This is a genomic window from Xanthomonas sp. NCPPB 1062, assembly GCF_041481705.2.
Taxonomy (GTDB): Bacteria; Pseudomonadota; Gammaproteobacteria; order Xanthomonadales; family Xanthomonadaceae; genus Xanthomonas; species Xanthomonas euvesicatoria.
This window is the reverse complement of record NZ_CM192987.1, coordinates 3,937,757-3,961,183: the sequence shown is the minus strand read 5'-3', so window position 1 is coordinate 3,961,183 and position 23,427 is coordinate 3,937,757. Positions and strand designations below refer to the sequence as shown.

Annotated in this window: 16 protein-coding genes; 14 read left to right on the top strand and 2 right to left on the bottom strand. The window is 66.7% G+C overall.

What is annotated here, in order from left to right; genetic code table 11:
• Nucleotides 1–211: 211 nt before the first annotated feature.
• The 14 genes from ACCQ16_RS16915 to ACCQ16_RS16850 all read left to right on the top strand — a co-directional run bounded on the left by ACCQ16_RS16915 (nucleotide 212) and on the right by ACCQ16_RS16850 (nucleotide 21,434).
• Nucleotides 212–7,285 carry an ESPR-type extended signal peptide-containing protein gene (locus tag ACCQ16_RS16915; RefSeq protein WP_372380032.1) on the top strand — a complete coding sequence of 2,358 codons (7,074 nt, stop codon included), beginning with the start codon at nucleotides 212–214 and terminating at the stop codon, nucleotides 7,283–7,285.
• Nucleotides 7,286–7,508: 223 nt separating this feature from the next.
• Entirely contained in the window at nucleotides 7,509–9,392 is a 1,884-nt protein-coding gene (locus ACCQ16_RS16910) for a diffusible signal factor-regulated S8 family serine peptidase (protein ID WP_008576211.1), read from the top strand.
• Nucleotides 9,393–9,521: 129 nt separating this feature from the next.
• Nucleotides 9,522–11,249, top strand: coding sequence for a type II secretion system ATPase GspE (gene gspE, locus ACCQ16_RS16905; protein WP_014091052.1), 1,728 nt, complete (start codon nucleotides 9,522–9,524; stop codon nucleotides 11,247–11,249).
• Nucleotides 11,250–11,424: 175 nt separating this feature from the next.
• On the top strand, nucleotides 11,425–12,642 hold the full coding sequence (xpsF, locus tag ACCQ16_RS16900; RefSeq protein WP_003490504.1) for a type II secretion system protein XpsF: 1,218 nt from the start codon (nucleotides 11,425–11,427) through the stop codon (nucleotides 12,640–12,642).
• A gap of 270 nt (nucleotides 12,643–12,912) precedes the next feature.
• Nucleotides 12,913–13,344, top strand: coding sequence for a type II secretion system major pseudopilin GspG (gspG, locus tag ACCQ16_RS16895; protein WP_003490502.1), 432 nt, complete (start codon nucleotides 12,913–12,915; stop codon nucleotides 13,342–13,344).
• A gap of 9 nt (nucleotides 13,345–13,353) precedes the next feature.
• A complete protein-coding gene (gene xpsH, locus ACCQ16_RS16890) occupies nucleotides 13,354–13,863 on the top strand; it encodes a type II secretion system protein XpsH (RefSeq protein WP_277572478.1) in 510 nt (169 codons plus the stop codon).
• Nucleotides 13,860–14,276: a type II secretion system protein XpsI gene (gene xpsI / locus ACCQ16_RS16885; RefSeq protein WP_008576216.1), complete on the top strand. Its 417-nt coding sequence runs from the start codon at nucleotides 13,860–13,862 to the stop codon at nucleotides 14,274–14,276. The genes xpsH and xpsI overlap by 4 nt, the downstream gene beginning before the upstream one ends.
• A complete protein-coding gene (locus ACCQ16_RS16880) occupies nucleotides 14,273–14,908 on the top strand; it encodes a type II secretion system protein J (RefSeq protein WP_008576217.1) in 636 nt (211 codons plus the stop codon). The genes xpsI and ACCQ16_RS16880 overlap by 4 nt, the downstream gene beginning before the upstream one ends.
• Nucleotides 14,905–15,756: a type II secretion system minor pseudopilin gene (locus ACCQ16_RS16875; protein ID WP_005913507.1), complete on the top strand. Its 852-nt coding sequence runs from the start codon at nucleotides 14,905–14,907 to the stop codon at nucleotides 15,754–15,756. Before ACCQ16_RS16880 ends, ACCQ16_RS16875 begins: the two co-directional genes overlap by 4 nt.
• Nucleotides 15,753–16,874 (top strand): PilN domain-containing protein, encoded by a 1,122-nt coding sequence (locus ACCQ16_RS16870; protein ID WP_005913509.1) that lies wholly within the window; start codon nucleotides 15,753–15,755, stop codon nucleotides 16,872–16,874. Before ACCQ16_RS16875 ends, ACCQ16_RS16870 begins: the two co-directional genes overlap by 4 nt.
• A complete protein-coding gene (gene gspM, locus ACCQ16_RS16865) occupies nucleotides 16,858–17,511 on the top strand; it encodes a type II secretion system protein GspM (protein WP_005913511.1) in 654 nt (217 codons plus the stop codon). The genes ACCQ16_RS16870 and gspM overlap by 17 nt, the downstream gene beginning before the upstream one ends.
• Nucleotides 17,501–18,298 (top strand): type II secretion system protein XpsN, encoded by a 798-nt coding sequence (gene xpsN, locus ACCQ16_RS16860; RefSeq protein WP_011348579.1) that lies wholly within the window; start codon nucleotides 17,501–17,503, stop codon nucleotides 18,296–18,298. Before gspM ends, xpsN begins: the two co-directional genes overlap by 11 nt.
• A complete protein-coding gene (gene gspD / locus ACCQ16_RS16855) occupies nucleotides 18,295–20,598 on the top strand; it encodes a type II secretion system secretin GspD (protein WP_031424343.1) in 2,304 nt (767 codons plus the stop codon). The genes xpsN and gspD overlap by 4 nt, the downstream gene beginning before the upstream one ends.
• Nucleotides 20,595–21,434 (top strand): glycosyltransferase family 2 protein, encoded by an 840-nt coding sequence (locus ACCQ16_RS16850; RefSeq protein ID WP_277572479.1) that lies wholly within the window; start codon nucleotides 20,595–20,597, stop codon nucleotides 21,432–21,434. The genes gspD and ACCQ16_RS16850 overlap by 4 nt, the downstream gene beginning before the upstream one ends.
• Before the next feature lie 434 nt (nucleotides 21,435–21,868).
• Here ACCQ16_RS16850 and ACCQ16_RS16845 read toward each other — a convergent pair whose 3' ends face one another.
• Both ACCQ16_RS16845 and pnuC read right to left on the bottom strand, forming a co-directional pair.
• Nucleotides 21,869–22,597, bottom strand: coding sequence for a UTRA domain-containing protein (locus tag ACCQ16_RS16845; protein WP_008573738.1), 729 nt, complete (start codon nucleotides 22,595–22,597; stop codon nucleotides 21,869–21,871).
• Nucleotides 22,598–22,702: 105 nt separating this feature from the next.
• A complete protein-coding gene (gene pnuC, locus ACCQ16_RS16840; protein WP_065627750.1) occupies nucleotides 22,703–23,278 on the bottom strand; it encodes a nicotinamide riboside transporter PnuC in 576 nt (191 codons plus the stop codon).
• Nucleotides 23,279–23,427: the final 149 nt, after the last annotated feature.

Here is a 23,427-nt window from a genome sequence, read left to right as displayed (position 1 = left end):
AAAACTTGACGCCCGAAATGACGGCTGTTAACACTCCGCTCAGTTCTATGGTTGGGTAGCGTTCACTTTTTGACTATCCAGGAAGCAGGCGCGAGCCGCTCCGCCGCAAGGCCCATGGCGCGAATCACTGCGGTCACTGCAGGCTGGAACGCCTTCTGCCGCCGGGTGTTCGCCACAAAAACCAGTCCAACAACTCAGGAGTCGTGCGTCGATGAATCGGATTTATCGCAAGGTCTGGAACAAATCGCTTGGCGTGTGGGCCGTAGCCTCGGAATTGGCCAGCGGCGACAGCCCCGGAGCGGTGGCCTCAGCCGCATTCATCGATCGCCGCCAGAGCCTGGCACTGGCCGCCGCCATCGCCCTTGCGCTGGGTGGCGCCGGATTGGCCACGCCGCTTCCTGCCAATGCGCAATCGGTCGAAGTGGGCCGCGGCGCCGCGGCGACGGCCAGCAAGGCCACCGCCATCGGCGCCAATAGCCATGCCAGCGCCACCGGTGCCGTGGCCACCGGCGCCGACAGCAGCGCCAGTGGCGTCAACAGCAGCGCGATCGGTCGCCAGACTAATGCGATCGGCGAAAACGCCGTGGCCATCGGCTACAACAGTTTCGTGCGCCAGAGCGGCGAAAACGGCGTGGCGCTCGGCGCCAATGCCGGCGTGACCGGCGCAAATTCGGTGGCGCTGGGCGCAGGCTCGCGCACCCACGAAGACGACGTGGTGTCGGTGGGCAGCGGCAATGGCCGCGGTGGCCCGGCCACGCGCCGCATCACCAACGTCACTGCCGGCGTCAATGCCACCGATGCGGTCAACGTGGCGCAGTTGCGCGACGTGGCCGATGTGGCCGAAGACACCGCGTTGTTCTTCAAGGCATCCTCGGGCGAAGACAGCGTGGGCGCGTATGTCGAAGGCGACAGCGCCCTGGCTGCCGGCGACGGCGCCAATGCCGTCGGCACGGCGACCACGGCGCTGGGAACCGGTGCCAATGCGGTAGCCAACAACGCCACTGCAGTGGGCGCAAACGCGCTCGCGTCCGGGCAGAACAGCGCAGCATTCGGTCACAACGCACAGGCCAATGGTCCGGCGAGCGTGGCGGTGGGCGGCGCTGCCGTGGACGAAGACGGCGAGCCGTTGGTCACCAACGGCGGCGTGCCGGTCACCACCGGCGCCACCAGTGCCGGCGTCGGCGGCACCGCAGTCGGCGCCAGCGCCAATGCCGATGGTTTCGCCGCCTCGTCGTTCGGCGTCGGTGCCTATGCGGCCGGTACGCAGTCTTCCGCGTTCGGTGCGGTGGCCAATGCGGCGGGCGATTACGCCACCGCCGTGGGCACGCAGACCAGCGCCAGCGGCACCAGCAGCACCGCGGTCGGTGGTCCGGTCGATTACATCCCGGGTCTGGGCTTCTTCGTGCAGACCCAGGCCAGCGGCGAAGCCTCCACCGCGCTCGGCGCCGGTGCGATCGCATCAGGCACCTACACCACGGCAGTGGGCACGCTCAGCGAAGCCTCCGGCACCGAAGCCACCGCCGTGGGCTACTTCGCGTATGCACCGGGCGAAGGCGCAACTGCCGTGGGTCCGGAATCGTGGGCCAGCGGCGAACTGAGCACGGCGCTGGGCTATTACAGCACTGCCCGCGGCGCAAATTCGGTGGCGTTGGGCGCCAACTCGGTCGCCACGCGCGCCAATACCGTGTCGGTGGGTGCTGATGGCGCAGAGCGCCAGATCACCCATGTGGCGGCAGGTACCGAGGGCACTGATGCGGTGAATCTCGATCAGCTCACTGCGGTGTCCGATGTGGCGTCCACCACTGCGCGCTCCTTCGTCGCAACCGGCGATGGCGTTGCGATCGCACAAGGCACCGACAGCGTCGCTGCCGGTTCCAACGCATTGGCCGACAGCGACTACAGCACCGCGCTGGGTTCCAGCAGTGCGGCATCTGCGCAGGGTGCAACTGCCGTTGGCAGTGGCGCCAATGCCACCACCGACAACGCCACGGCAGTCGGCTTCAACAGCACTGCGGTGGCGCAGAACACCACGGCGCTTGGCGGCAACAGCAGCGCCTCGGGCGATGCCAGCACCGCAGTGGGCGGCGCGAGCCAGGCCACCGCCAGCGGCGCGACGGCGCTGGGTTACGAGAGCATCGCCAATGGCGCGGACGCCACGGCACTGGGTGTGGGTAGCGTGGCATTCGGCGACACCAGTACCGCCGTGGGTGGTGCAAGCGTGGCCTTCAGTGCCGACAGCGCTGCTTTCGGCGCCAATGCCGCGGCCGGCGGCACTGCATCCACGGCGATCGGCGCAAACAGCAGCGCCTTCGGCGAGCGCACCGTTGCGCTGGGCGGCGCCAGCAACGCGTCGGGCGATGACAGCATTGCGCTCGGTGCGAGCAGTCAGGCCTCTGCGCTGGGCACCACGGCCGTCGGCAGCAATGCCAACGCCAGCATCGCCAATGCCACTGCAGTCGGTTTCAACAGCAGTGCCGGCGATGACTACGCCACCGCACTCGGCGGCGACAGCAACGCATCGGGATATTTCAGCACCGCCGTGGGCGGCACCAGCATCGCCAATGGGCGCGGTGCAACGGCGATCGGCTACGAAACCATCGGCAATGGAACTGCATCGACCGCGCTTGGTTTTGCCAGTGTGGCGTGGGGTGACGGTGGTACCGCCATCGGTACCGAAAGTCTCGCCTACGGTGACAACAGCACGGCAGTGGGCGCGAATGCGGCTGCGGCCGATACCGGCTCGATTGCGGTGGGCACCTACGCAAATGCATATGGTCCGCGTGCCATTTCGCTCGGCGGCCAATCCAGGGCGACCGGCGATGAGAGCATTGCGCTGGGTTGGGAAGCGCAGGCTGAAGGCGACCAGGGCATTGCGCTCGGCGCGCGCAGCCAAGCCGGTGAGATGAGCACGGCCATTGGTAACTACGCCAGCGCCAGTGCCTCTTCTGCCACGGCAGTGGGGAACAACAGCAGTGCTGTTGCTAACAACGCTACCGCGCTGGGTATCGTCAGCATGGCGTCGGGGGATTCCAGTACGGCCATCGGCGGTTTCAGTGTCGCCAATGAGCGTGATGCAACGGCGATCGGCCAGGCAAGTATCAGCAGCGGTGTCGCATCGTCAGCGCTGGGCTCCGCCAGTGTTGCGCGGGGTTTTAACAGCACCGCAATCGGTACCGAAAGTTTGGCCGATGGTTACTACAGTACAGCGCTGGGCGCGAGTGCGCGGGCGAACAACTATTCGTCAACCGCCTTGGGCACTTACGCAAACGCGGTGGGGACAAGCACCACTTCGCTTGGCAGCCAGTCCTTTGCGCTTGGTACCGAGAGTGTCGCGCTGGGCTGGCAATCCAATGCTTCGGGCGAGCAGAGCATTAGTCTCGGCAGCGGTGCGTATACACCTGCCGACAACAGCGTTGCGCTGGGTGCAGGTTCGCTCGCCGATCGCGCCAACACGGTGTCGGTTGGCACAGTCGGCAGCGAGCGGCAGATTGCCAATGTTGCGGCCGGCACCGAGGGCACCGATGCGGTGAACCTGGATCAGCTCAACGCCGTGGCTGGCGCCGCTGAAAACACCGCGCGCCTGTACGCCGGCACCGGCACCGGCACCGCCGATGCGCAGGGCGAAGACGCGACCGCCGCCGGCTCCAATGCCACGGCCGACGGCGATTACAGCAGTGCGTTCGGGTCCAGCAGCCAGGCCACCGCCATCGGTGCGGTGGCCATCGGCAGCGGCGCCAGCGCCACTGCGCAATACGCCAATGCGGCCGGTTACAACGCAGCGGCCAGCGGCTTTGGCAGCGTGTCCAATGGCGCCTTCAGCCAGGCCAGCGGCGACTATGCCGTGGCCGTGGGTGGCGAAAGCGAAGCGGCCGGTGCGCAGAGCACCGCACTCGGCGCCGCCGCCGGTGCGTATGGCGATGGCGCGCTGGCGGTCGGTGCATTGAGCGAAGCGCAGGGCAGCGAATCCACAGCGATGGGCTATTTCGCCAGCGCCAGCGGCGAATCGGCCACTGCCGTCGGCGCGGAGAGCGTTGCCAACGGCACCAGCGCGGCGGCATTCGGCTTCGGTGCCGAGGCGACGTCCAACTACTCCACCGCCTTGGGCGGGTATTCCAGCGCCAGCGGTTTCAACAGCACCGCGCTGGGTAATTTCAGCACTGCCAGCGGCTCCAATACCGTCGCCGTGGGCGGCGATGCGGCCGCCACGGGTGCCTACAGTGTTGCCGCCGGCCAGGGCAGTGTGGCCAGCGGCTACCACAGCGTGTCGGTCGGCGGCGCCTTGCTCGGTCTGTTGCCGACCGAAGCCTCCGGCGATTACTCCACTGCCGTCGGTGGCGCGGCGTGGGCGCCGGGTCTCAACAGCACGGCGCTGGGTAATTTTGCCGAGTCAACCGGCGAAAGCAGCGTGGCGCTCGGCGCCGATTCGGTGGCCGATCGCGACTTCGCGGTGTCGGTGGGCAGTGCCGGCAACGAGCGCCAGATCACCAACGTGGCGGCCGGCACGCAGGGCACCGACGCCGTGAATCTGGACCAGCTCAACGCCGTTGCCGAAGCCGGCGCAGCCACGAGCAAATACTTCCAGGCCAGCGGCAGCGCCGATAGCGATGCAGGTGCCTACGTCGAGGGCGATAACGCGCTGGCGGCAGGCGAGGGTGCCAATGCCACCGGTACCGGCACCACCGCATTGGGTGCGGGCGCGCAGGCCGTGGTGGAGAACGCCACGGCCGTGGGCGTAGGCGCATTGGCTGGCGGCACCGGCGCGGCAGCGCTGGGCAGCAATGCCCAGGCGCTGGGCGAAAACAGCAGCGCGGTCGGCAGCAACGCGTTGGCCAGCGATATCGGCGCCACGGCAAATGGTGCAGGCGCGCAGGCGATTTCGACCTACACCACAGCGCTGGGCAGCGAAGCGGTGGCGTCCGACAATCAGGCCATCGCTGCGGGTTTCCGCAGTACCGCATCCAATGTCGGTAGCGCCGCCTTCGGCGGTTACAGCGAATCGACCGGCCGCCTGTCGTCGGCACTGGGCTATGGCGCGGTCGCGTCGAGCGATTACAGCACCGCCGTCGGCGCCGTTGCGTTGGCCTCCGGGGCCAGCGCCGTCGCCGTCGGCGAATTCAGCGAAGCTACCGGCGACGAGAGCGTGGCCGTGGGCGGCAGCACGTTCTTCGGGTTCATCCCGGCACGTGCATCCGGCACGGGCGCAGCGGCATTCGGTGCCGGTGCCTGGGCCACCGCGGACTACACCACCGCCATCGGCTGGAATTCCTATGCCGACGGCGTCAATGCCAGCGCCTTGGGCCAGAGCGCAGCGGCGCTTGCAGACAACACCCTGGCATTGGGCGGCGGCAGCCGCGCCGATGCGGTCGGCGCCAGTGCGGTTGGCGTGGATGCGTCGGCGACCGGCATCAACAGCACCGGCGTCGGTCGTCAGGTGAATGCCATCGGCGAAAATGCAGTCTCGGTGGGCTACAACTCGTTCGTGCGCCAAAGCGCGGTCAACGGCGTGGCACTGGGTGCCAATGCGGGGGCGACCGGTGCCGATTCGGTGGCACTGGGGTCTGGCTCGCGCACCTACGAAGCCGACACGGTGTCGATCGGTAGCGGCAATGGCCGCGGTGGTCCGGCCACGCGCCGCATCGTCAACGTCAGCGCCGGCCAGGCGGCCACCGACGCGGTCAACAAGGGGCAACTGGATGCGCTGGCGGCCGATGTGCAGACCACCAGCGGCATGCTCAAGACCACCGGCGACGGCGTGGCCTCGGCCACTGGCGATCGCGCCACGGCGGCAGGTGCCGGCGCCACCGCCAGTGGCGCACGCAGCGTGGCGGTTGCCTCCGGCAGCCGTGCCTCGGCCACCGGTGCCAGCGCAATGGGTGTGGATAGCAGCGCCAGCGGCGTGAACAGCACCGCGATGGGCCGGCAGACCAATTCCATCGGCGAAAACGGCGTTGCGCTGGGCTACAACTCCTTCGTGCGCGAAAGCGGCAGCAATGCCGTGGCACTGGGTGCCAACGCTGGCGCCAGCGGTGCCGATTCGGTGGCATTGGGCTCGGGCTCGCGCACCTACGATGCCAATACGGTGTCGGTGGGCAGCGGCGACGGCCGCGGCGGCCCGGCCACGCGCCGTATCGTCAATGTGGGTGCGGGCACGATTGCCAGTGCCAGCACCGATGCGATCAATGGCGGCCAGTTGTTCCAGTCGTTGAGCAATGCGGCCAGCTTCCTCGGCGGCGGTGCGGCGATCGGTGCGCAAGGCGTATTTGTTGCGCCGACCTACGTGATTCAGGGGGCCAGCTACAACAATGTCGGTGCGGCATTGACGGCGTTGGACAGCAAGGTCAGCGAGCTGGATGCACGCAGTGGCAGCACGCCGACCAGCACCGCCGCACGCACCGCATCGCTGCGCACCGCAACGGTACCGGCAGTGGCGGCGACTGCGGTCAGCGATATGTCCAGCAATGTCGCCAGCACTGCGGGCAATGCAACGGCCGCGGTGCAGGGCACGCCCACCGCCGCAATGGACGGCAGCATCACGCCGGCGGCCACGTCCACGGCAGTCGGTACGGCAGCAGTGGCCAACCACGTCACCGGTACTGCAATTGGCGGCAGCGCGTATGCGCATGGTCCCAACGACACCGCCATCGGCAGCAATGCCCGCGTCAATGCCGACGGCAGTACGGCGGTGGGTGCCAACACGCAGATCGCGGCGGTGGCGACCAATGCCGTGGCGATGGGCGAAGGCGCGCAGGTGACGGCCGCGTCGGGCACGGCGATCGGCCAGGGCGCCCGCGCCACGGCACAAGGCGCCGTGGCACTGGGCCAGGGTTCGGTTGCCGACCGTGCCAACACGGTGTCGGTGGGCAGCGTGGGCGGCGAGCGTCAGGTGGCCAATGTGGCGGCCGGTACGCGTGCCACCGATGCGGTCAACAAGGGCCAGCTGGACAGCGGCGTTGCCGCCGCCAACAGCTACACCGACAGCCGCTACAACGCGATGGCCGACAGCTTCGAAAGCTACCAGGGCGATATCGAAGACCGCCTGCGCCGGCAGAACCGTCGCCTGGACCGCCAGGGCGCGATGAGCTCGGCGATGTTGAACATGTCCGCCAGCGTGGCCGGTATCGCCTCGCAGAACCGCATCGGTGCCGGTGTCGGTTTCCAGAACGGCGAGTCGGCGTTGTCGGTGGGCTACCAGCGTGCGATCAGCCCGCGCGCCACCCTCACCGTGGGCGGCGCACTCAGCGGCGACGACAGCTCGATCGGCGTGGGTGCCGGTTTCGGCTGGTAAGGCGTTCTCGCATCAAGCGCGGCGGCGCCAGGTGTGCCGTCGCGATCTGCAAGGCCTGAGGGGGCGGGCAAGGACCGTGGCTGGGCCGGCCAACGGATTCGCATGGAGTGATGGCCGTACCAGGGGTGGCCGACAAGGACGCAGCGCACCGCACCGCGGCTACGCAGCGATTGCGCCGGCTGCGCCAAGCCTGATTCACGAAAAATACGAAGAGGACTTCACCGTGATCGACAAGAATTTCCGTCTCAACCCGCTGACCGGCGCCATCCTGATGATGGCCCTCGGTGCCTCTGGCACGCTCGCTGCCGCCCCCAAACTGCTGGTCAAGGAACCGACCCAGGCAGCCCCGGCCGGCGCAGCGTTCGGTAGCCGGTTGATCGTGCGCTACAAGGACAATACCGCCGCTGCAACCGATCGCAGCAGCAAGCTGAGCGCCGTGCAGGCCGCGGTGGGCCGCGTTGGCGCCAGTACCGGCGCGCGCAGCAGCGCTGCCGCCGCCAAGGCGACGTATGTGCGCAAGCTGGGCATCGGCTCGGACCTGATCAAGCTGTCCAGCACGCTGACCGCCGCGCAGGTGGATAAAGTGGTGGTCGAGCTCAAGAACGACCCATCCGTGGCCGACGTGCAGATCGACCGCATGCTGCGCCCGATCGATATCAGCAAAAGCCTTCCTGCCACCGACGTGAGCCCGCAGCTGGTTCCCAACGACCCGTTCTACGCCCAGTACCAGTGGCACCTGAGCAACCCCAACGGCGGCATCAACGCACCGGGCGCCTGGGATCTGTCGCAGGGCGCAGGCGTGGTGGTGGCGGTGCTGGATACCGGCATCCTGCCGGATCACCCCGATTTTGCCGGCAATCTCCTGCAGGGCTACGACTTCATCACCGACGCCGAAGTCTCGCGTCGTCCCACCGATGCGCGCGTGCCGGGCGCACTCGATTACGGTGACTGGGAAGAGGCCGACAACGTCTGCTACGCGGGCTCGCAGGCGCAGGAAAGTTCTTGGCACGGCACCCACGTTTCGGGCACCGTGGCCGAGGCGACCAATAACGGCGTGGGCATGGCGGGCGTCGCGCCGAAGGCGACCATCCTGCCGGTGCGCGTGCTCGGCCGTTGCGGCGGCTACACCTCCGACATCGCCGATGCGATCGTGTGGGCCTCCGGCGGCAGCGTCGACGGCGTGCCGGCCAACACCAATCCGGCCGAAGTGATCAACATGAGCCTCGGGGGCGGCGAGCCCTGCGATTCGGCCACCCAGCTGGCGATCAATGGCGCGGTGTCGCGCGGCACCACCGTGGTGGTCGCGGCCGGCAACAGCAGCGAAGATGCGGCCAACCATTCGCCGGCCAGCTGCAACAACACCATCACCGTTGGCGCCACGCGCATCACCGGTGGCATCGCCTACTACTCCAACTACGGCAGCAAGGTCGACCTCTCTGGTCCGGGCGGCGGCGGTAGCGTGGACGGCAATCCGGGCGGTTACGTCTGGCAGGCCGGGTACACCGGTGCGACCACGCCGACCTCCGGTAGCTATACCTATATGGGTCTAGGCGGCACCTCGATGGCCTCGCCGCACGTGGCCGGCGTCGTGGCGCTGGTGCAGAGCGCAGCCATCGGTCTGGGCGATGGCCCGCTGACCCCGGCTGCGGTCGAAGCCCTGCTCAAGCAGACCAGTCGCCCCTTCCCGGTGACTCCGCCGGCCAGCACCCCGATCGGCAGCGGTATCGTCGACGCCAAGGCCGCGCTGGAAGCCGTGCTGGAGGAGCCGTGCGACCCGGCCACCGAGAGCTGCGCGCCGAGCGCCATTGCGCTCACCAACAAGGCGCCTGTTGCTGGATTGAGCGGTACCGCCGGCAGCTCCACGCTGTACAGCTTCGAGGCCAAGGCCGGCGCCGTGCTCAGCTTCATGACCTACGGCGGCACCGGCGATGTGTCGATGTACGTCAGCTTCGAGGCCGAGCCCAGCGCCACAAGCTACGACGCCAAGTCGACCCGTCCGGGCAACAGCGAAACCGTGCGTTTCACTGCCCCCAAGGCCGGCACCTACTACATCAAGTTGGTCGGCGCGGCGAGCTACGCGAAGCTGACGCTCGTTGCACGACAGTAAGTAGCGAAATAGTGTGACCGATGCCCCCGGCCAATCGCCGGGGGCATTGTTTTTCAGGGCGTTTCAAATGCGTGCGGTTGATCGTCGCGGCAAACTGCTACAGTCGGCGCCGGACCAGTGGAGACGAGTGTGAACGCGGTTGCCGTCGATCCAATCGAGCATCGAAGTGCGGAGACGCGCATCGTCGATGCGCTGCTTGAACGCCGTCGTCTGAAAGACACCGATCTGCTGCGCGCGCGCCAATTGCAGGCCGAATCCGGCATGGGCCTGCTCGCCTTGCTCGGCCGTTTGGGTCTGGTGTCCGAACGCGATCATGCAGAAACCTGCGCCGATGTGCTTGGCTTGCCGTTGGTGGACGCACGCCAGCTCGGCGACACGCCGCCGGAAATGCTGCCGGAAGTACAGGGGTTGTCGCTGCGCTTTCTCAAGCAATTTCATCTGTGCCCGGTCGGCGAACGCGATGGCCGGCTGGAGCTGTGGATCGCCGATCCTTACGACGATTACGCCATTGATGCGGTGCGTCTTGCCACCGGCTGCACGTTGCTGTTGCAGGTGGGCCTGCGTTCGGAAATCGATGACCTGATCGAGCGCTGGTACGGCCAGGGCCGCAGTGCGATGGGCACCATCGTGGAAACCGCCGATGGCGATGCCAACAGCAGCGACGACATCGAAGCGCTGCGCGATCTGGCCTCCGAAGCGCCGGTGATCCGGCTGGTGAACCTGGTGATCCAGCACGCGGTGGAACTGCGCGCCTCCGACATCCATATCGAACCGTTCGAAAGCCGGCTCAAGGTGCGTTACCGCGTGGACGGCGTGTTGGTGGAAGGCGAAAGCCCGCCGGCCAAGCTCACTGCTGCAGTCATCAGCCGCATCAAGATCATGGCCAAGCTCAACATCGCCGAGCGCCGCCTGCCGCAGGACGGCCGCATCATGCTGCGCGTGCAGGGCAAGGAGCTGGACCTGCGCGTCAGCACCGTGCCCACCGCGCATGGCGAAAGCGTGGTGATGCGCCTGCTGGATCGCGAAACGGTGGTGTTCGACTTCTACAAGCTGGGCTTTACCGAAGACTTCTTGCCGCAGTTCCGCAAGGTGCTGGAGCAACCGCACGGCATCATGCTGGTCACCGGCCCCACCGGCTCGGGCAAGACCACCACGCTGTACACCGCGCTGAGCCAGCTCAACACCTCGGATGTGAAAATCATCACTGTCGAAGACCCGGTGGAATACCAGATCGAAGGCATCAACCAGATCCAGGCCAAGCCGCAGATCGGGCTGGATTTCGCCAACGCATTGCGCAGCATCGTGCGTCAGGATCCGGACATCATCATGATCGGCGAAATGCGCGACCTGGAAACCGCACGCATCGCGATCCAGTCCGCGCTCACCGGCCACCTGGTGCTGTCCACGCTGCATACCAACAACGCGGCCGGCGGCATCACCCGTCTGCTCGACATGGGCGTGGAGGATTATCTGCTCACCTCCACCATCAACGGCATCCTGGCGCAGCGCCTGGTGCGCAAACTCGACCTGGCCAACGCCGAGCGCTACGCCGCCTCGCCGGAAGAAATCGCCAGGTTCGACCTGCGTCGCCTGCAACCGGAGGGCGAGATCTTCCTGTATCGCCCGCGACCCTCGGCCACCGCGCCCACCGGTTATCTGGGCCGCACCACCATCGTCGAATTCCTGGTGATGAACGACGAATTGCGCCGTGCGGTGATGCGCCGTGCCGGCATGGGCGAAATCGAACAACTCGCCCGCCAGGCCGGCATGCGCACCATGTACGAAGATGGGCTGTCCAAGGCCCTGCGCGGCGAAACCACCATCGAAGAAGTCCTGCGCGTCACGGAGGATGCGTGATCGGTAACGCGACAGAAACACGCCTGGCAGGCACCGGACCAACGAACCGCCAGCACGGCCACCCGCTGGCTCCGCTGTGCGTGCACAGCGATGCGTGCGCGATGTCGCCAATACGCAGCGATGTGCTTTTCCCGAATCCCGATTCCCGATTCCCCAATCCCGGCCTCCCAGCCTGATGCCCCTCTACCGCTACAAGGCCCTGGACGCCCACGGCGAAATGCTCGACGGCCAGATGGAAGCGGCCAGCGATGCCGAGGTGGCGTTGCGTCTGCAGGAACAGGGCCATCTGCCGGTGGAAACGCGCCTGGCCACCGGCGAAAACGATTCGCCGTCGCTGCGCATGCTGCTGCGCAAGAAGCCGTTCGACAATGCGGCGCTGGTGCAATTCACCCAGCAACTGGCCACGTTGATCGGCGCGGGGCAACCGCTGGACCGTGCACTGTCGATTCTGATGGATCTGCCCGAAGACGAAAAAAGCCGGCGGGTGATCGGCGATGTGCGCGATACCGTGCGCGGCGGTGCGCCGTTGTCGTCCGCACTCGAGCGCCAGCACGGGCTGTTTTCCAAGCTGTACATCAACATGGTGCGCGCCGGCGAAGCTGGCGGCAGCATGCAGGACACGCTGCAGCGGCTGGCCGATTATCTGGAGCGCAGCCGTGCGCTCAGGGGCAAGGTGATCAACGCGCTGATCTACCCGGCCATCCTGCTGGCGGTGGTGGGCTGTGCGTTGCTGTTCCTGCTCGGTTACGTGGTGCCGCAATTTGCGCAGATGTACGAAAGCCTGGATGTGGCACTGCCATGGTTTACCCAGGCGGTGTTGAGCGTGGGCCTGCTGGTGCGCGACTGGTGGATCGTGCTGATCGTCGTGCCGGGCGTGCTGGGGCTGTGGCTGGATCGCAAGCGTCGCAATGCCGCGTTCCGTGCATCGCTGGACCAATGGCTGCTGCGCCAGAAGGTGGTCGGCAGCCTGATTGCCCGGCTGGAAACCGCACGCCTGACGCGCACCCTGGGCACCTTGCTGCGCAATGGCGTGCCGTTGCTGGCGGCGATCGGCATCGCGCGCAACGTCATGTCCAATCTGGCGTTGGTGGAGGATGTTGCCAATGCGGCCGACGACGTCAAGAACGGCCATGGCCTGTCGATGTCGCTGGCACGCGGCAAGCGCTTTCCGCGGCTGGCGCTGCAGATGATCCAGGTGGGCGAAGAGTCCGGCGCATTGGACACGATGCTGCTCAAGACCGCCGACACCTTCGAGCTGGAAACCGCGCAGGCCATCGACCGCGCACTGGCTGCGCTGGTGCCGTTCATCACGCTGGTACTGGCCTCGGTGGTGGGGCTTGTCATCATTTCGGTCCTGGTCCCGCTGTATGACCTCACCAATGCAATCGGCTGAGAGCGGAGCTCTGTGCAACGGTGCAGTCTTCACCCGAGCACAGCCGCTGCTCGGAATCGGCATGGCGCGCTCGTACACTGCACATCCCGCGCGTGTGCCGCGTCCAACGGCCAAGCGCGCGCAATGCCCTGTCAGCCACGCGCTTGACCGGGCAGCGTATTCACCACAACGTTCCGGTGACCGCACGACACCCATGCGGGAACCTTTGCAATGCCCGCCGTGTCATGTGTTGGCGGCAGCATCCTTCATCGACGTGCAAGGAAATCGTTCATGATCAAGCGTTCCATCACCCGCAGTCCGTCGCGCGCAGGCCAGGCCGGTATGAGCTTGCTGGAAATCATCATCGTCATCGTGCTGATCGGTGCGGTGCTCACGCTGGTCGGCAGCCGCGTGCTGGGCGGTGCCGATCGCGGCAAGGCCAATCTGGCCAAGTCGCAGATCCAGACGCTGGCCGGCAAGATCGAGAATTTCCAGCTCGACACCGGCAAGCTGCCGAGCAAACTCGATGACCTGGTCACCCAGCCCGGCGACAGCAGCGGTTGGCTGGGCCCGTACGCCAAGCCGGCCGAACTCAACGACCCATGGGGCCACGCCATCGAATACCGCGCGCCCGGCGACGGTCAGCCGTTCGATCTGATCAGCCTGGGCAAGGACGGCAAGCCCGGTGGCAGCAGTTACGACGCGGACATCAAGTACCAATAAGCGCTCGCCATGCGCGTTGCGTGTCAGTCGTTGCGTCATCGGCATGGAGTGGTCGGCCCTGGTCGGGCACGCACGCGTGGCACCTCGTTGCTGGAGATGCTGCTGGTGATCGCGTTGATCGCAATAGCCGGCGTGCTTGCTGCCGCAGCATTGAACGGCGGCATCGACGGCATGCGCCTGCGCACTGCCGGCAAGGCCATCGCCTCGCAGCTGCGCTACACGCGCACCCAGGCGATTGCCACCGGCACACCGCAGCGGTTTCTGATCGACCCGCAGCAGCGGCGCTGGGAAGCACCCGGCGGCCATCACGGCGATCTGCCGCCGTCGCTGGAAGTGCGCTTCACCGGCGCGCGCCAGGTGCAATCGCGGCAGGATCAGGGCGCGATCCAGTTTTTTCCGGATGGTGCGTCCACCGGGGGGCGCATCGATCTGCAGGTCAAGGACGCCCGATGGCGCGTGGACGTGGGCTGGATCACCGGTGAGGTGCGTTCTGGCCCCTTGCGGACGCCGGCGCCATGAAGCGTCAGCGCGGTTACACCCTGATCGAAGTGATCGTTGCCTTCGCGTTGCTGGCGTTGGCATTGACCCTGTTGCTGGGGTCGTTGTCCGGCGCCGCACGCCAGGTGCGCGCGGCCGATGAAAGCACGCGCGCCACCTTGCACGCGCAGTCGCTGCTGGCCGTGCAGGGCATCGACAAGCCGCTGCAGCCCGAGCAGCAACAAGGCACGTTCGAAAACGGCCACTTTCGCTGGTCGATGGACGTGCGCCCGTACGACGAGCCACGGCGCAACCCGCAGGCGCCGATGTCGCCCGGCGCGCACCGGCTGCTGCAATTGACCTTGGTGGTGCGCTGGGGCGAGCAGCCCAATCAGATGCTGCAATGGCGCACGTTGCGGCTGGTGGCAGCCAACACGCAGGGCAGCCCGCCATGAGCCGTTCGCGCAGCGCAGGCTTCACCTTGATCGAAGTGCTGCTGGCCACGATGTTGCTGGTCGGTGGGTTGGCGTTGGCGTTTGCCACCTTGCGCTCGGCCAGTGCGGTGAGTCAGCGCGGCGAAGCGATCGCACAGCGCAGCGAGCGCGTACGTGCGGTGGAAGAATTCCTGCGGCGGCGCCTGGCCGCCGCATTGCCGATCGCCATGGGCATCGATACGCAAAGCCAGCAGCCGATCCTGTTCATCGGCGAGCCGCAACGCCTGCGCTTTGCCGCAGACGTGCCCGATTACCTGGGCCGCGGCGGGCCGTATCTGCACGACCTGTCGGTCGCCGGCGATGGCGATCGGCGCAACCTGCTGATTGCCTTGACCATGCTGCAGTCCGGCAAGTCGATCGAAGAAAGCAGCCCGCTGCCGCCGGAGATCCTTGCCCAAGGCGTGCAACAGGTGAGTTTTCGGTATCGCGGCATGGATCCGCAAACCGGGCGCCTGAGCGCGTGGCTGCCGCAGTGGGAATGGCACGACCGCCTGCCGCTGATGGTGCGCATCGACATCCGCAGCGACGATGCCGCATGGCCGCCGATGGTGGTGGCGTTGCCGCAATCCAGCAACCCGGGGGCAGGGCAATGAGTCGTTCGCGCGGTGCCGCGCTGGTGCTGGTGTTGTGGTTGATCGCATTGCTTACCGCGATGATCGGTGCGTTCGCGCTCACCGCACGCGTGGAAGCGCTGCAGGGCAGCATGCTGCGCAACGGCGCGCAGGCGCAGGAGTACGCACGTTCTGGCCTGGAATACGCATTGTTTCGCTTGCAAGATGCCGACACCCAGGCACGCTGGCGCCCGGACGGCCGACGTTATCGCTGGCAGATGGACGATGCCAGCGTGGAGATTCGTATCACCGATGAAAGCGGCAAGGTGGATCTGAACATGGCCGAGCCCACCTTGCTCGCCGGTCTGGTGCGCGCGGTGGGCGGCGAGCAGGCCAGTGCCGGGCGCATCGCCGGTGCCATCGTCGATTGGCGCGATGGCGATTCATTGAGCCAGCCCGGCGGTGGCGCGGAAGATCGCGATTACGCCGATGCCGGGCTGCCGTATGGCGCAAAAGACAGTCCGTTCGAAACCCTGGGCGAACTGCGCCTGGTGTTGGGCATCGACGGCGAGCTGTATCGCAAGCTGTTGCCCAACGTCACGCTGTACAGCGGTCGTTCGCGGCCTGAAGCGCGTTTTGCGCCCGCCCCGGTGCTCACCGCGATGGGTCTGGACGCGCAGCAACTGCTGGCCCAGCGTGACGCGCCGCTGGGTTTGCCGGGCAGCGAGGCGACGGTCGGTGGGTCTGACACTTATAGTATCGAGAGCCGGGCGCGACTGAGTCAGGGACGCGAGGCCGTGTTGCGGGCGGTGGTGTCGACCAGCGCGTCCGCATTACCAGGGTCGGCCTATACCGTGTTGCGTTGGGAAGAGGGAGCAGCAGTGCAATGACCGCATGGCGGGACACCTTGGGTCGTATCGGCGTACGCGCCATGCCGGGAGCCGGAGGCTTCTGGCGTTGGTGGCAACAATCGCTGCTGGCCTGGCTGCCGCAGCGGTGGCAATGGCAGTTGGGCCTGTCGCAGGCACGCCTGCTGTTGCAACAGGATGGCGACACGCTGCAGTTGCTGCGCCAGCGCGATCACAGCTGCGACACCGTCGCCAGCCTGCCGTGGCCGGTGCATCCGCAGGAAGTCAATGGCTTGCTGCCGACAGCGCTTGAAGGCCTGCCGCGGCATTGGCTGTTGCCGGCCGCGCACGCCTTGCGCCGGCCATTGCGCCTGCCCGCAGCGGCAGCGGCGCGCCTGCAGGACGTGGCGCGTTTCGAGATCGATCGACAAACCCCGTTCACTGCCGACCAGGTGTATTTCGATGCGCGCGTGCTCGATGTGCGCGAAGACGGCCAGCTCGATGCCGAACTGGTGGTGGTGCCGCGACGCATGATCGATGGCCCGGCCGGTGTGCCGGACGCATGGAACAGCGCGCTGTCGGGCATCGATGTGACCGACGCCAATGGCCTGCCGTTGGGCGTGAACCTGCTGCCGCCGACGCGACGCCTGCGCCGCAGCGACCCGATGCAGCGCTGGAACCTGTTGCTGGCCGCCTCTGCGCTGGTGCTGCTGGCCGTTGCCGGCTGGCTGCTGCTCGACAACCGCCGTCAGGCCGCCGACGATCTGCGCGCCAAGGTGCAGGCCAACGCCGCGCGCGCGCGCAAGGTCGCTGCCGAACGGCAGCAATTGATGGACCTGGTCGAAGGCGCGCGGTTCTTCCAGCAGCAACGCGCCACCCGCCCGACCTCGGTCGAAATCTGGGACGAACTGAGCCGGCGCCTGCCCGGTGGCACGTATCTAGAAAAATTTTCGGTCGAAGGCGGGCAACTGCAGTTGATCGGATTGAGCAACGAAGCCTCTTCGCTGGTGCGTCGTCTGGAAGGCTCGCCGTTGTGGCGTACGCCGTCGTTGACCGGCGTGCTGCAGAGCGATGCCGGCCGGAATGTCGACCGTTTCACCATCACCGCCGAGCTTGCCGGCCCCGATGCGAAGGAGGCGGCCGATGCCACGCAGCGTTAAGCGCGATCGCTGGATCGCTTTGGGCCTGCTGTTGCTGGTGATCGGCGTGGCCTACCTGGTGCTGGTGCACCCATGGTTCACCCAACCGATGATCGCGGTGCAGGACGACCTGCAGGCGCTGCGCGAACGCGAGCTGCGCGTGCGCGTGCAATTGCAGCAGGCGCCGGAAGTCAGCAAGCGGCTGCAGCAGGCGCGGCAGACGCTGGAAAGCCGCCCGGGCTTCCTGCCGGAAACCTCGGCCGAACTCGCCTCCGCCGGGCTGGTGCAGCGGCTGGAACGCGCGGTGGTGGAGGCCAGTCCTGGCAACCGCAGCTGCGCCATCAGCAATCGCTCGCCGTTGCAGCCGGAGAGCAAGAACCGCTTCACCCGCGTGGCGGTGCAGGTGCGTCTGCGCTGCGGCACGCCGGAACTGGCCTCGGTGCTGTACAGCCTGGAAAACGGCACGCCGCGCTTGTTCGTGGACAACCTCAACGTGATGGCGCAGCGCTACCAGCTCTCGCCCAACGAAAGCGGCAACGGCCTGGATATCGCCTTCGAGCTGGCCGGCTATCTGCGCCCGGGCGCCAGCGCCGCACCGCTGAACAACGAGGCCGCACCTGCTGCCCCCAACGCGGCGGAGGCCAGCAATGCGCCTTGACATGATCGGCCTGCGCACCTGGCTGCTGGCCACCGTGGTCGGTTGGGCGCTGTTGGTGTGCGTGCTGGCCGTCGCCGGCCTGGGCAAGCGCGTCGAGCTGCTGCCCGACGACCCGGCGCTGGTGCAGCGTCTGCCCACGTTGCCGGCACCGGCGCCGGAGCGCCTGGGCCCATTCGAGAAATATTCGGAAATCGCCGCGCACCCGGCGTTTGCCGAAGACCGCCTGCCGCATCCGTTCTTCCTGTCCGGCAACGATGGCAGCAGCGCCGCTTCGACAGTACGCCTGACCGGCGTGCTGCTGACGGACAACTTCAAGATGGCGACGTTGACCCTGGACCCGCAGGATTCGGTGCGCGTGCAGCTGGGCGGCGAAGCGGTGAAAGGCTGGCGCCTGCTCGCCCTGCAGCCGCGTAGCGCAACCATCGAAGGCCCCAGCGGCACGCAAACCCTGGAATTGCATGTGTTCAACGGCCAGGGCGGGCAGCCGCCCACCGCCAATGCCGCCGCACGGGGTGCCGCCACTGCCACCCCGCCGGTACCGTCCCCCGACGCTGCCGCACTTGCCCCGCCGCAGCCGCCGCAACCGCAACCGGTCGCGCCGGTGCAACAGCAGCAGCCAGGCGGGCAGACACCGCCAACCGTGCCGCCGCAGCGCAGCGATGGCGCGCAGGAAGCCCCACGCCCCTCCGACGATCAGATGCGTGCCATCCGCGAACGCATCGAAGCCCGACGCCGCCAGCTGCAACAGCAGCGCCAGAGCGGCTCTACCCCCGGTCAGACCCAATGAGTGAACGCATGACGCCGCGCCTGTTTCCCGTGTCCCTGCTGATTGGCCTGCTGGCCGGTTGCGCCACCACTCCGCCGCCGGACGTGCGCCGCAACGCGCGCCTGGATCCGCAAGTCGGTGCTGCCGGCGCCACCCAGACCGCCGCCGAGCAGGCTGCCGATGGCAACGCCAACGCCAGTGCCAAGCCCAGTCCGGTGATCCGGCGCGGCAGCGGCACCATGATCAACCAGGGCGCCGCGTCCGCGCCGGCGCCCACGCTGGGCATGGCCAGCAGCGGCAGTGCCACCTTCAATTTCGAAGGCGAATCGGTGCAGGCGGTGGTCAAGGCGATCCTGGGCGACATGCTCGGCCAGAACTACGTCATCGCGCCCGGCGTGCAGGGCACCGTGACCTTGGCCACGCCCAATCCGGTGTCGCCCGCGCAGGCGCTGAACCTGCTGGAGATGGTGCTGGGCTGGAACAACGCCCGCATGGTATTCAGCGGTGGCCGCTACAACATCGTGCCGGCCGACCAGGCGTTGGCCGGCACCGTGGCGCCCAGCACCGCATCGCCCTCTGCCGCACGCGGTTTCGAGGTGCGCGTGGTGCCGCTGAAGTTCATTTCCGCCAGCGAAATGAAAAAGGTGCTGGAGCCGTACGCGCGCCCGAACGCCATCGTCGGCACCGACCCGGCGCGCAATGTGATCACCCTGGGCGGCACTCGCGCGGAGCTGGAAAACTACCTGCGCACCGTGCAGATCTTCGACGTGGACTGGTTGTCGGGCATGTCGGTGGGCGTGTTTCCGATCCAGTCCGGCAAGGCCGAAAAGGTCAGTGCGGATCTGGAAAAGGTGTTCGGCGAGCAGAGCAAGACCCCCAGCGCCGGCATGTTCCGTTTCATGCCGCTGGAAAACGCCAACGCGGTGCTGGTGATCACCCCGCAGCCGCGTTATCTGGATCAGATCCAGCAATGGCTGGACCGTATCGACAGCGCCGGTGGCGGCGTGCGGCTGTTCTCCTACGAGCTGAAGTACATCAAGGCCAAGGACCTGGCCGATCGGCTTTCGGAAGTGTTCGGTGGCCGCAGCAACGGTGGCGATTCCAATGCGTCGCTGGCGCCGGGGTCGGAAACCAGCGTGCTCGGTGGCACGCTCGGCAACCGCGACAGCAGCCTGGGCAGCAGCTCCGGCATGACCGGCGGCAGCATCGGCGACAGCAGCGATGGCAGTTCGTCGGGCAGCGGTTTCGGCACCAGCGGTAGCAGCAGTGGTGGTTTGGGTAACGGCAGCCTGCAGCTGTCGCCGCGCAGCAATGGCAACGGCGCAGTGACGCTGGAAGTGGCCGGCGACAAGGTGGGTGTCTCGGCGGTGGCCGAGACCAATACCTTGCTGGTGCGCTCCACGCCGCAGGCATGGAGCTCGATCCGCGACGTCATCGAGAAGCTCGACGTGATGCCGATGCAAGTGCATATCGAAGCGCAGGTAGCCGAGGTGAACTTGACGGGCGCGCTGAGTTACGGCGTCAATTGGTATTTCGAAAATGCGGTGAATGCTGCCTCCGATTCGACCACCTACGGTTTCGGCGGCGCGGGGTTGCCCAGTGCCGCAGGGCGCAACATCTGGGGTGATATCGCCGGCAAGGTGACCGGCACCGAGGGCCTTGCCTGGAGCTTCCTCGGCAAGAATGCCGCCGCCATCATCACCGCCTTGGACAAGGTCACCAATGTACGGTTGTTGCAGACCCCTTCGGTGTTCGTCCGCAACAACGCCGAAGCAACGTTGAATGTCGGTTCGCGTATCGCGATCAACTCAACGTCCATCAATACCGGCATCGGCACCGACACCAGCTATTCGTCTGTGCAGTACATCGACACCGGCGTCATCTTGAAGGTGCGTCCGCGCGTGACCAAGGACGGCATGGTGTTCCTGGATATCGTGCAGGAAGTCAGCAGCCCGGGCGATCGGCCGGCGGCGTGCACATCGGCAACCGCCACCATCAACGCCGCTGCCTGTAACGTCGACATCAATACGCGCCGTGTCAAGACCGAGGCGGCGGTGCAAAGTGGCGATACCATCATGCTGGCCGGTTTGATCGACGACACCACGTCCGATACAAGCGACGGTGTGCCTTTCCTGAGCAAGTTGCCGGTAGTGGGTGCGCTGTTCGGAACCAAGGGCAAGACCAGCAACCGCCGCGAAGTCATCGTGCTGATCACCCCGTCGATCGTGCGCAACCCGCAGGAAGCGCGCAATCTCACCGACGAATATGGCCAGAAATTCAAGGCCATGGAACCTCTGAAACCCAACCAGAAGCCGCAATGAGTGCAGCGCTGCCGGTCGTGCTGGTGCCGGTGGGCACCGACGACGAGGCGCTGGATGCGTGTCTGGGCGCATTGGATGCGGCCACGCCTGCAGGAACACGCGTGTGGCTGGCCGATGATGCGCAGGCCGGCCCGCGCGGGCGCGCAGTGATCGAACATTGGCTGGCACGCACGCCATTGCAGGCGCATTACACCCGTCGCCAGCGCATGCTGGGCGAGGTGGCGCATCTGGACGAAATGCTCAGCGCCTGCGGCGATGCCGACGTGGTGGTGCTGGGGTTGGATGCTTGCCCGTTGCCGGGGTGGTTGCGGCAGCTGACCGCGTGTTTTGCACGCGACGCCGCGATCGCCACCGCCACGCCATGGAGCAATGTGGGCGAGGCCTGCAGCTGGCCGCGGCTGGGCGAACTCAACCCGATGCCGGATTCACCCGAGCGGCTTGCGGCTGCCTGTGCCGCGATGCCGCCGCTGCACCCGGAACTGCCGTCGGCGATCGGGCATGCGGTGCTGTTGCGCGGAACGGCGCGGCGCAAGGGCGGTGGCCTGGACGCCAGCAGTTACGGCTCCTGGTACGCGGCGCTGGTGGATCTCAGCCTGCGCATGGGTGGGCTGGGCTGGCGTAACGTGCTGTGCGACACCGCCTTCGTTGCCTCCCCGCACGAGGGCCGCCCGGCCGAAGGCGACATGGACGCGCTGGCTACCCGCTGGCCGGCCTGGCATGCGCGTCTGGCCAATTTCCTCATGCACGACCCGTTGCGCGCGCAGCGCGACCAGCTGACGCAACTCCTGGCCCACCTCCCGCCACCGGACCTGCAACGCGCGTTGTTCGACGCCTAGCGTCGCCGCCGGAACGACCTGCCCACCGCCAGGCACGGTGATCGTCCGCAATCTACATGGATCACGCAGGCACGACGACGTTCGTCATCCGATCATGCGCACATCGCAACTGCAGGTTCCACTCCGCTGCCGCACTCGCTGCTCTCGCGATCGCACTTGTCGCATGACCGGATCGATGTCGTGATGCCTGCATCAGGCGAAAGGCGGAACCACCGCCCAATCAGCAGCCGTGCCCCGTCGATGCCGCCGGCACGTCACCGATGCGTTCTGGCCGAAACGTCATCCGGCCTATCAAGTAGCTTCGAATCTGCTGTTGATGACACCGAGGTGGCAGCAAAGCCGCACACACCACGAACGCAGCAATGCGGCACGCTCTTCAACGATTCCCAATTCCCAATTCCCAATTCCCAATTCCCAATTCCCAATTCCCGGCCCTAAAAAGCAGACCGCGTCGGCGCCTCGGTCCGCACCACCACATCCAATGCGTCGTGGCGCCAGGATTCGATATCCAGTTCCACCGCGCGGCCGTCTTCGGCAAAGCTGATCCGCTGCAGCCGAAAACACGGCGTGCCGGGCGTGGACTGCAGCAGCATTGCCTGTGTCGCGTCCAATCCGGCCGGATGCATCGACAGCTGCGCGCGGCTCAGGAACAGTCCCAGCCGCTGGTTGAACACGCTGGACAGCGACCCTGCCAGATCGTGTTCGAGCAGGCCCGGCGCCCAGTCCGCAAGCACCACATTGGTTTCCAGCAGCACTGCGCGGCGGTCGATCCAGCGCCGACGTTGCAGGACGAACACCTCGTCGTACGGGCTGTCCAGTCGCAACGCCGCGGCGTAAGCCGCGCCCGCGACCTGCCGGGTGGCGCTCAATAATTCAGTGCGCGGCTTGCGTCCTTGCGCCGCCACATACTGCATGAAGCCGGCGATGCTGGTGGGGTCGTAGCGCACGCGCGGCGCGCTGACGAACCAGCCGCGGCGGTTTTCGCGATAGATGCGGCCTTCGGCTTCAAGCTGCTGCAGCGCTTCGCGCAGCGTGATGCGGGTGCAGGAAAATCGCTCGGCCAACGCGCGTTCCACCGGCAGGCGCTGATCCGGTCCCCATTCGCCGGCTGAGATTTGTGCGGAGATCGCTTCGGTGATGGTGTGTTGGCGCGACACGCTCATGCGGCGAACCGCAGGCGGAAGACGCAGGGCGTGAGCAAGGAAATGAGGTGGCAGGCGTGCATGTTGCGATGGTAAAGAAGAACGCGCGCGCAAACCGCGACCGGCTTAGCGTGCGATAGCCATATTCTGGTTCTGTTGGGTTTTCCAGCTATGCCAGCCGTACACCGCAAGCGCCACGAAGCCTGCGTAGAGCATGGCAGTAGGGTACAGCCCCTTGCTGATGAAGACGCCGACGTAGACGCAGTCGAGCACGATCCACAATACCCAGTTGGCGATGCGCTTGCGTGCTGCCCACACGCTGGCCACCAGGCTGAAACTGGCCAGCGCCGCGTCCAGCCACGGCAGCACCGCATCGGTGCGGTAATGCATATAGGCGCCGAGCGCCGCAGCGAACGCCGCGCCGATGCCCAGCGAAAGCCAGCGTTCGGCGGACGGCATCGGCAGCGGGCGTATCCGCGTGTCTGCAGCGTTGCCGGGTTGCCAGTGCCACCATCCGTAGAGCTGGGTCAGCACGTAGACCCCTTGCAGCAGCATGTCCGAGTACAGCTTCCACTGGTAGAACAGCCACGCATACAACGCCACCGCCACGATGCCCACCGGCCAGCACCAGCGAATGCGCCGCGCGGTGAGCCACACGCCCAGCAGGTTGATCACGACAGCGATGGATTCGAGCAGCGACATGCGGTACCTGGTGCGTGATAGGTCAACGTGTTGCGGCGTAGGAGGCGTTGGGACGACGGTGCATACAGTTCAGCCTTGGAACACGGCACCTCGTCGTCCACGAGCACAATCCGCAGGCGAGCTGGCAGCGCCGGTGACCGGCTGTCGAC

Bases quoted from the DNA above. Each gene is read 5' to 3' on its own strand.
- ACCQ16_RS16915 (WP_372380032.1), top strand. From the start codon at position 212: ATGAATCGGATTTATCGCAAGGTCTGGAACAAATCGCTTGGCGTGTGG.
- xpsF (WP_003490504.1), top strand. From the start codon at position 11,425: ATGCCCCTCTACCGCTACAAGGCCCTGGACGCCCACGGCGAAATGCTC.
- gspG (WP_003490502.1), top strand. From the start codon at position 12,913: ATGATCAAGCGTTCCATCACCCGCAGTCCGTCGCGCGCAGGCCAGGCC.
- xpsH (WP_277572478.1), top strand. From the start codon at position 13,354: ATGCGCGTTGCGTGTCAGTCGTTGCGTCATCGGCATGGAGTGGTCGGC.
- xpsI (WP_008576216.1), top strand. From the start codon at position 13,860: ATGAAGCGTCAGCGCGGTTACACCCTGATCGAAGTGATCGTTGCCTTC.
- ACCQ16_RS16880 (WP_008576217.1), top strand. From the start codon at position 14,273: ATGAGCCGTTCGCGCAGCGCAGGCTTCACCTTGATCGAAGTGCTGCTG.
- ACCQ16_RS16875 (WP_005913507.1), top strand. From the start codon at position 14,905: ATGAGTCGTTCGCGCGGTGCCGCGCTGGTGCTGGTGTTGTGGTTGATC.
- ACCQ16_RS16870 (WP_005913509.1), top strand. From the start codon at position 15,753: ATGACCGCATGGCGGGACACCTTGGGTCGTATCGGCGTACGCGCCATG.
- gspM (WP_005913511.1), top strand. From the start codon at position 16,858: ATGCCACGCAGCGTTAAGCGCGATCGCTGGATCGCTTTGGGCCTGCTG.
- xpsN (WP_011348579.1), top strand. From the start codon at position 17,501: ATGCGCCTTGACATGATCGGCCTGCGCACCTGGCTGCTGGCCACCGTG.
- gspD (WP_031424343.1), top strand. From the start codon at position 18,295: ATGAGTGAACGCATGACGCCGCGCCTGTTTCCCGTGTCCCTGCTGATT.
- ACCQ16_RS16850 (WP_277572479.1), top strand. From the start codon at position 20,595: ATGAGTGCAGCGCTGCCGGTCGTGCTGGTGCCGGTGGGCACCGACGAC.
- ACCQ16_RS16845 (WP_008573738.1), bottom strand. From the start codon at position 22,597: ATGAGCGTGTCGCGCCAACACACCATCACCGAAGCGATCTCCGCACAA.
- pnuC (WP_065627750.1), bottom strand. From the start codon at position 23,278: ATGTCGCTGCTCGAATCCATCGCTGTCGTGATCAACCTGCTGGGCGTG.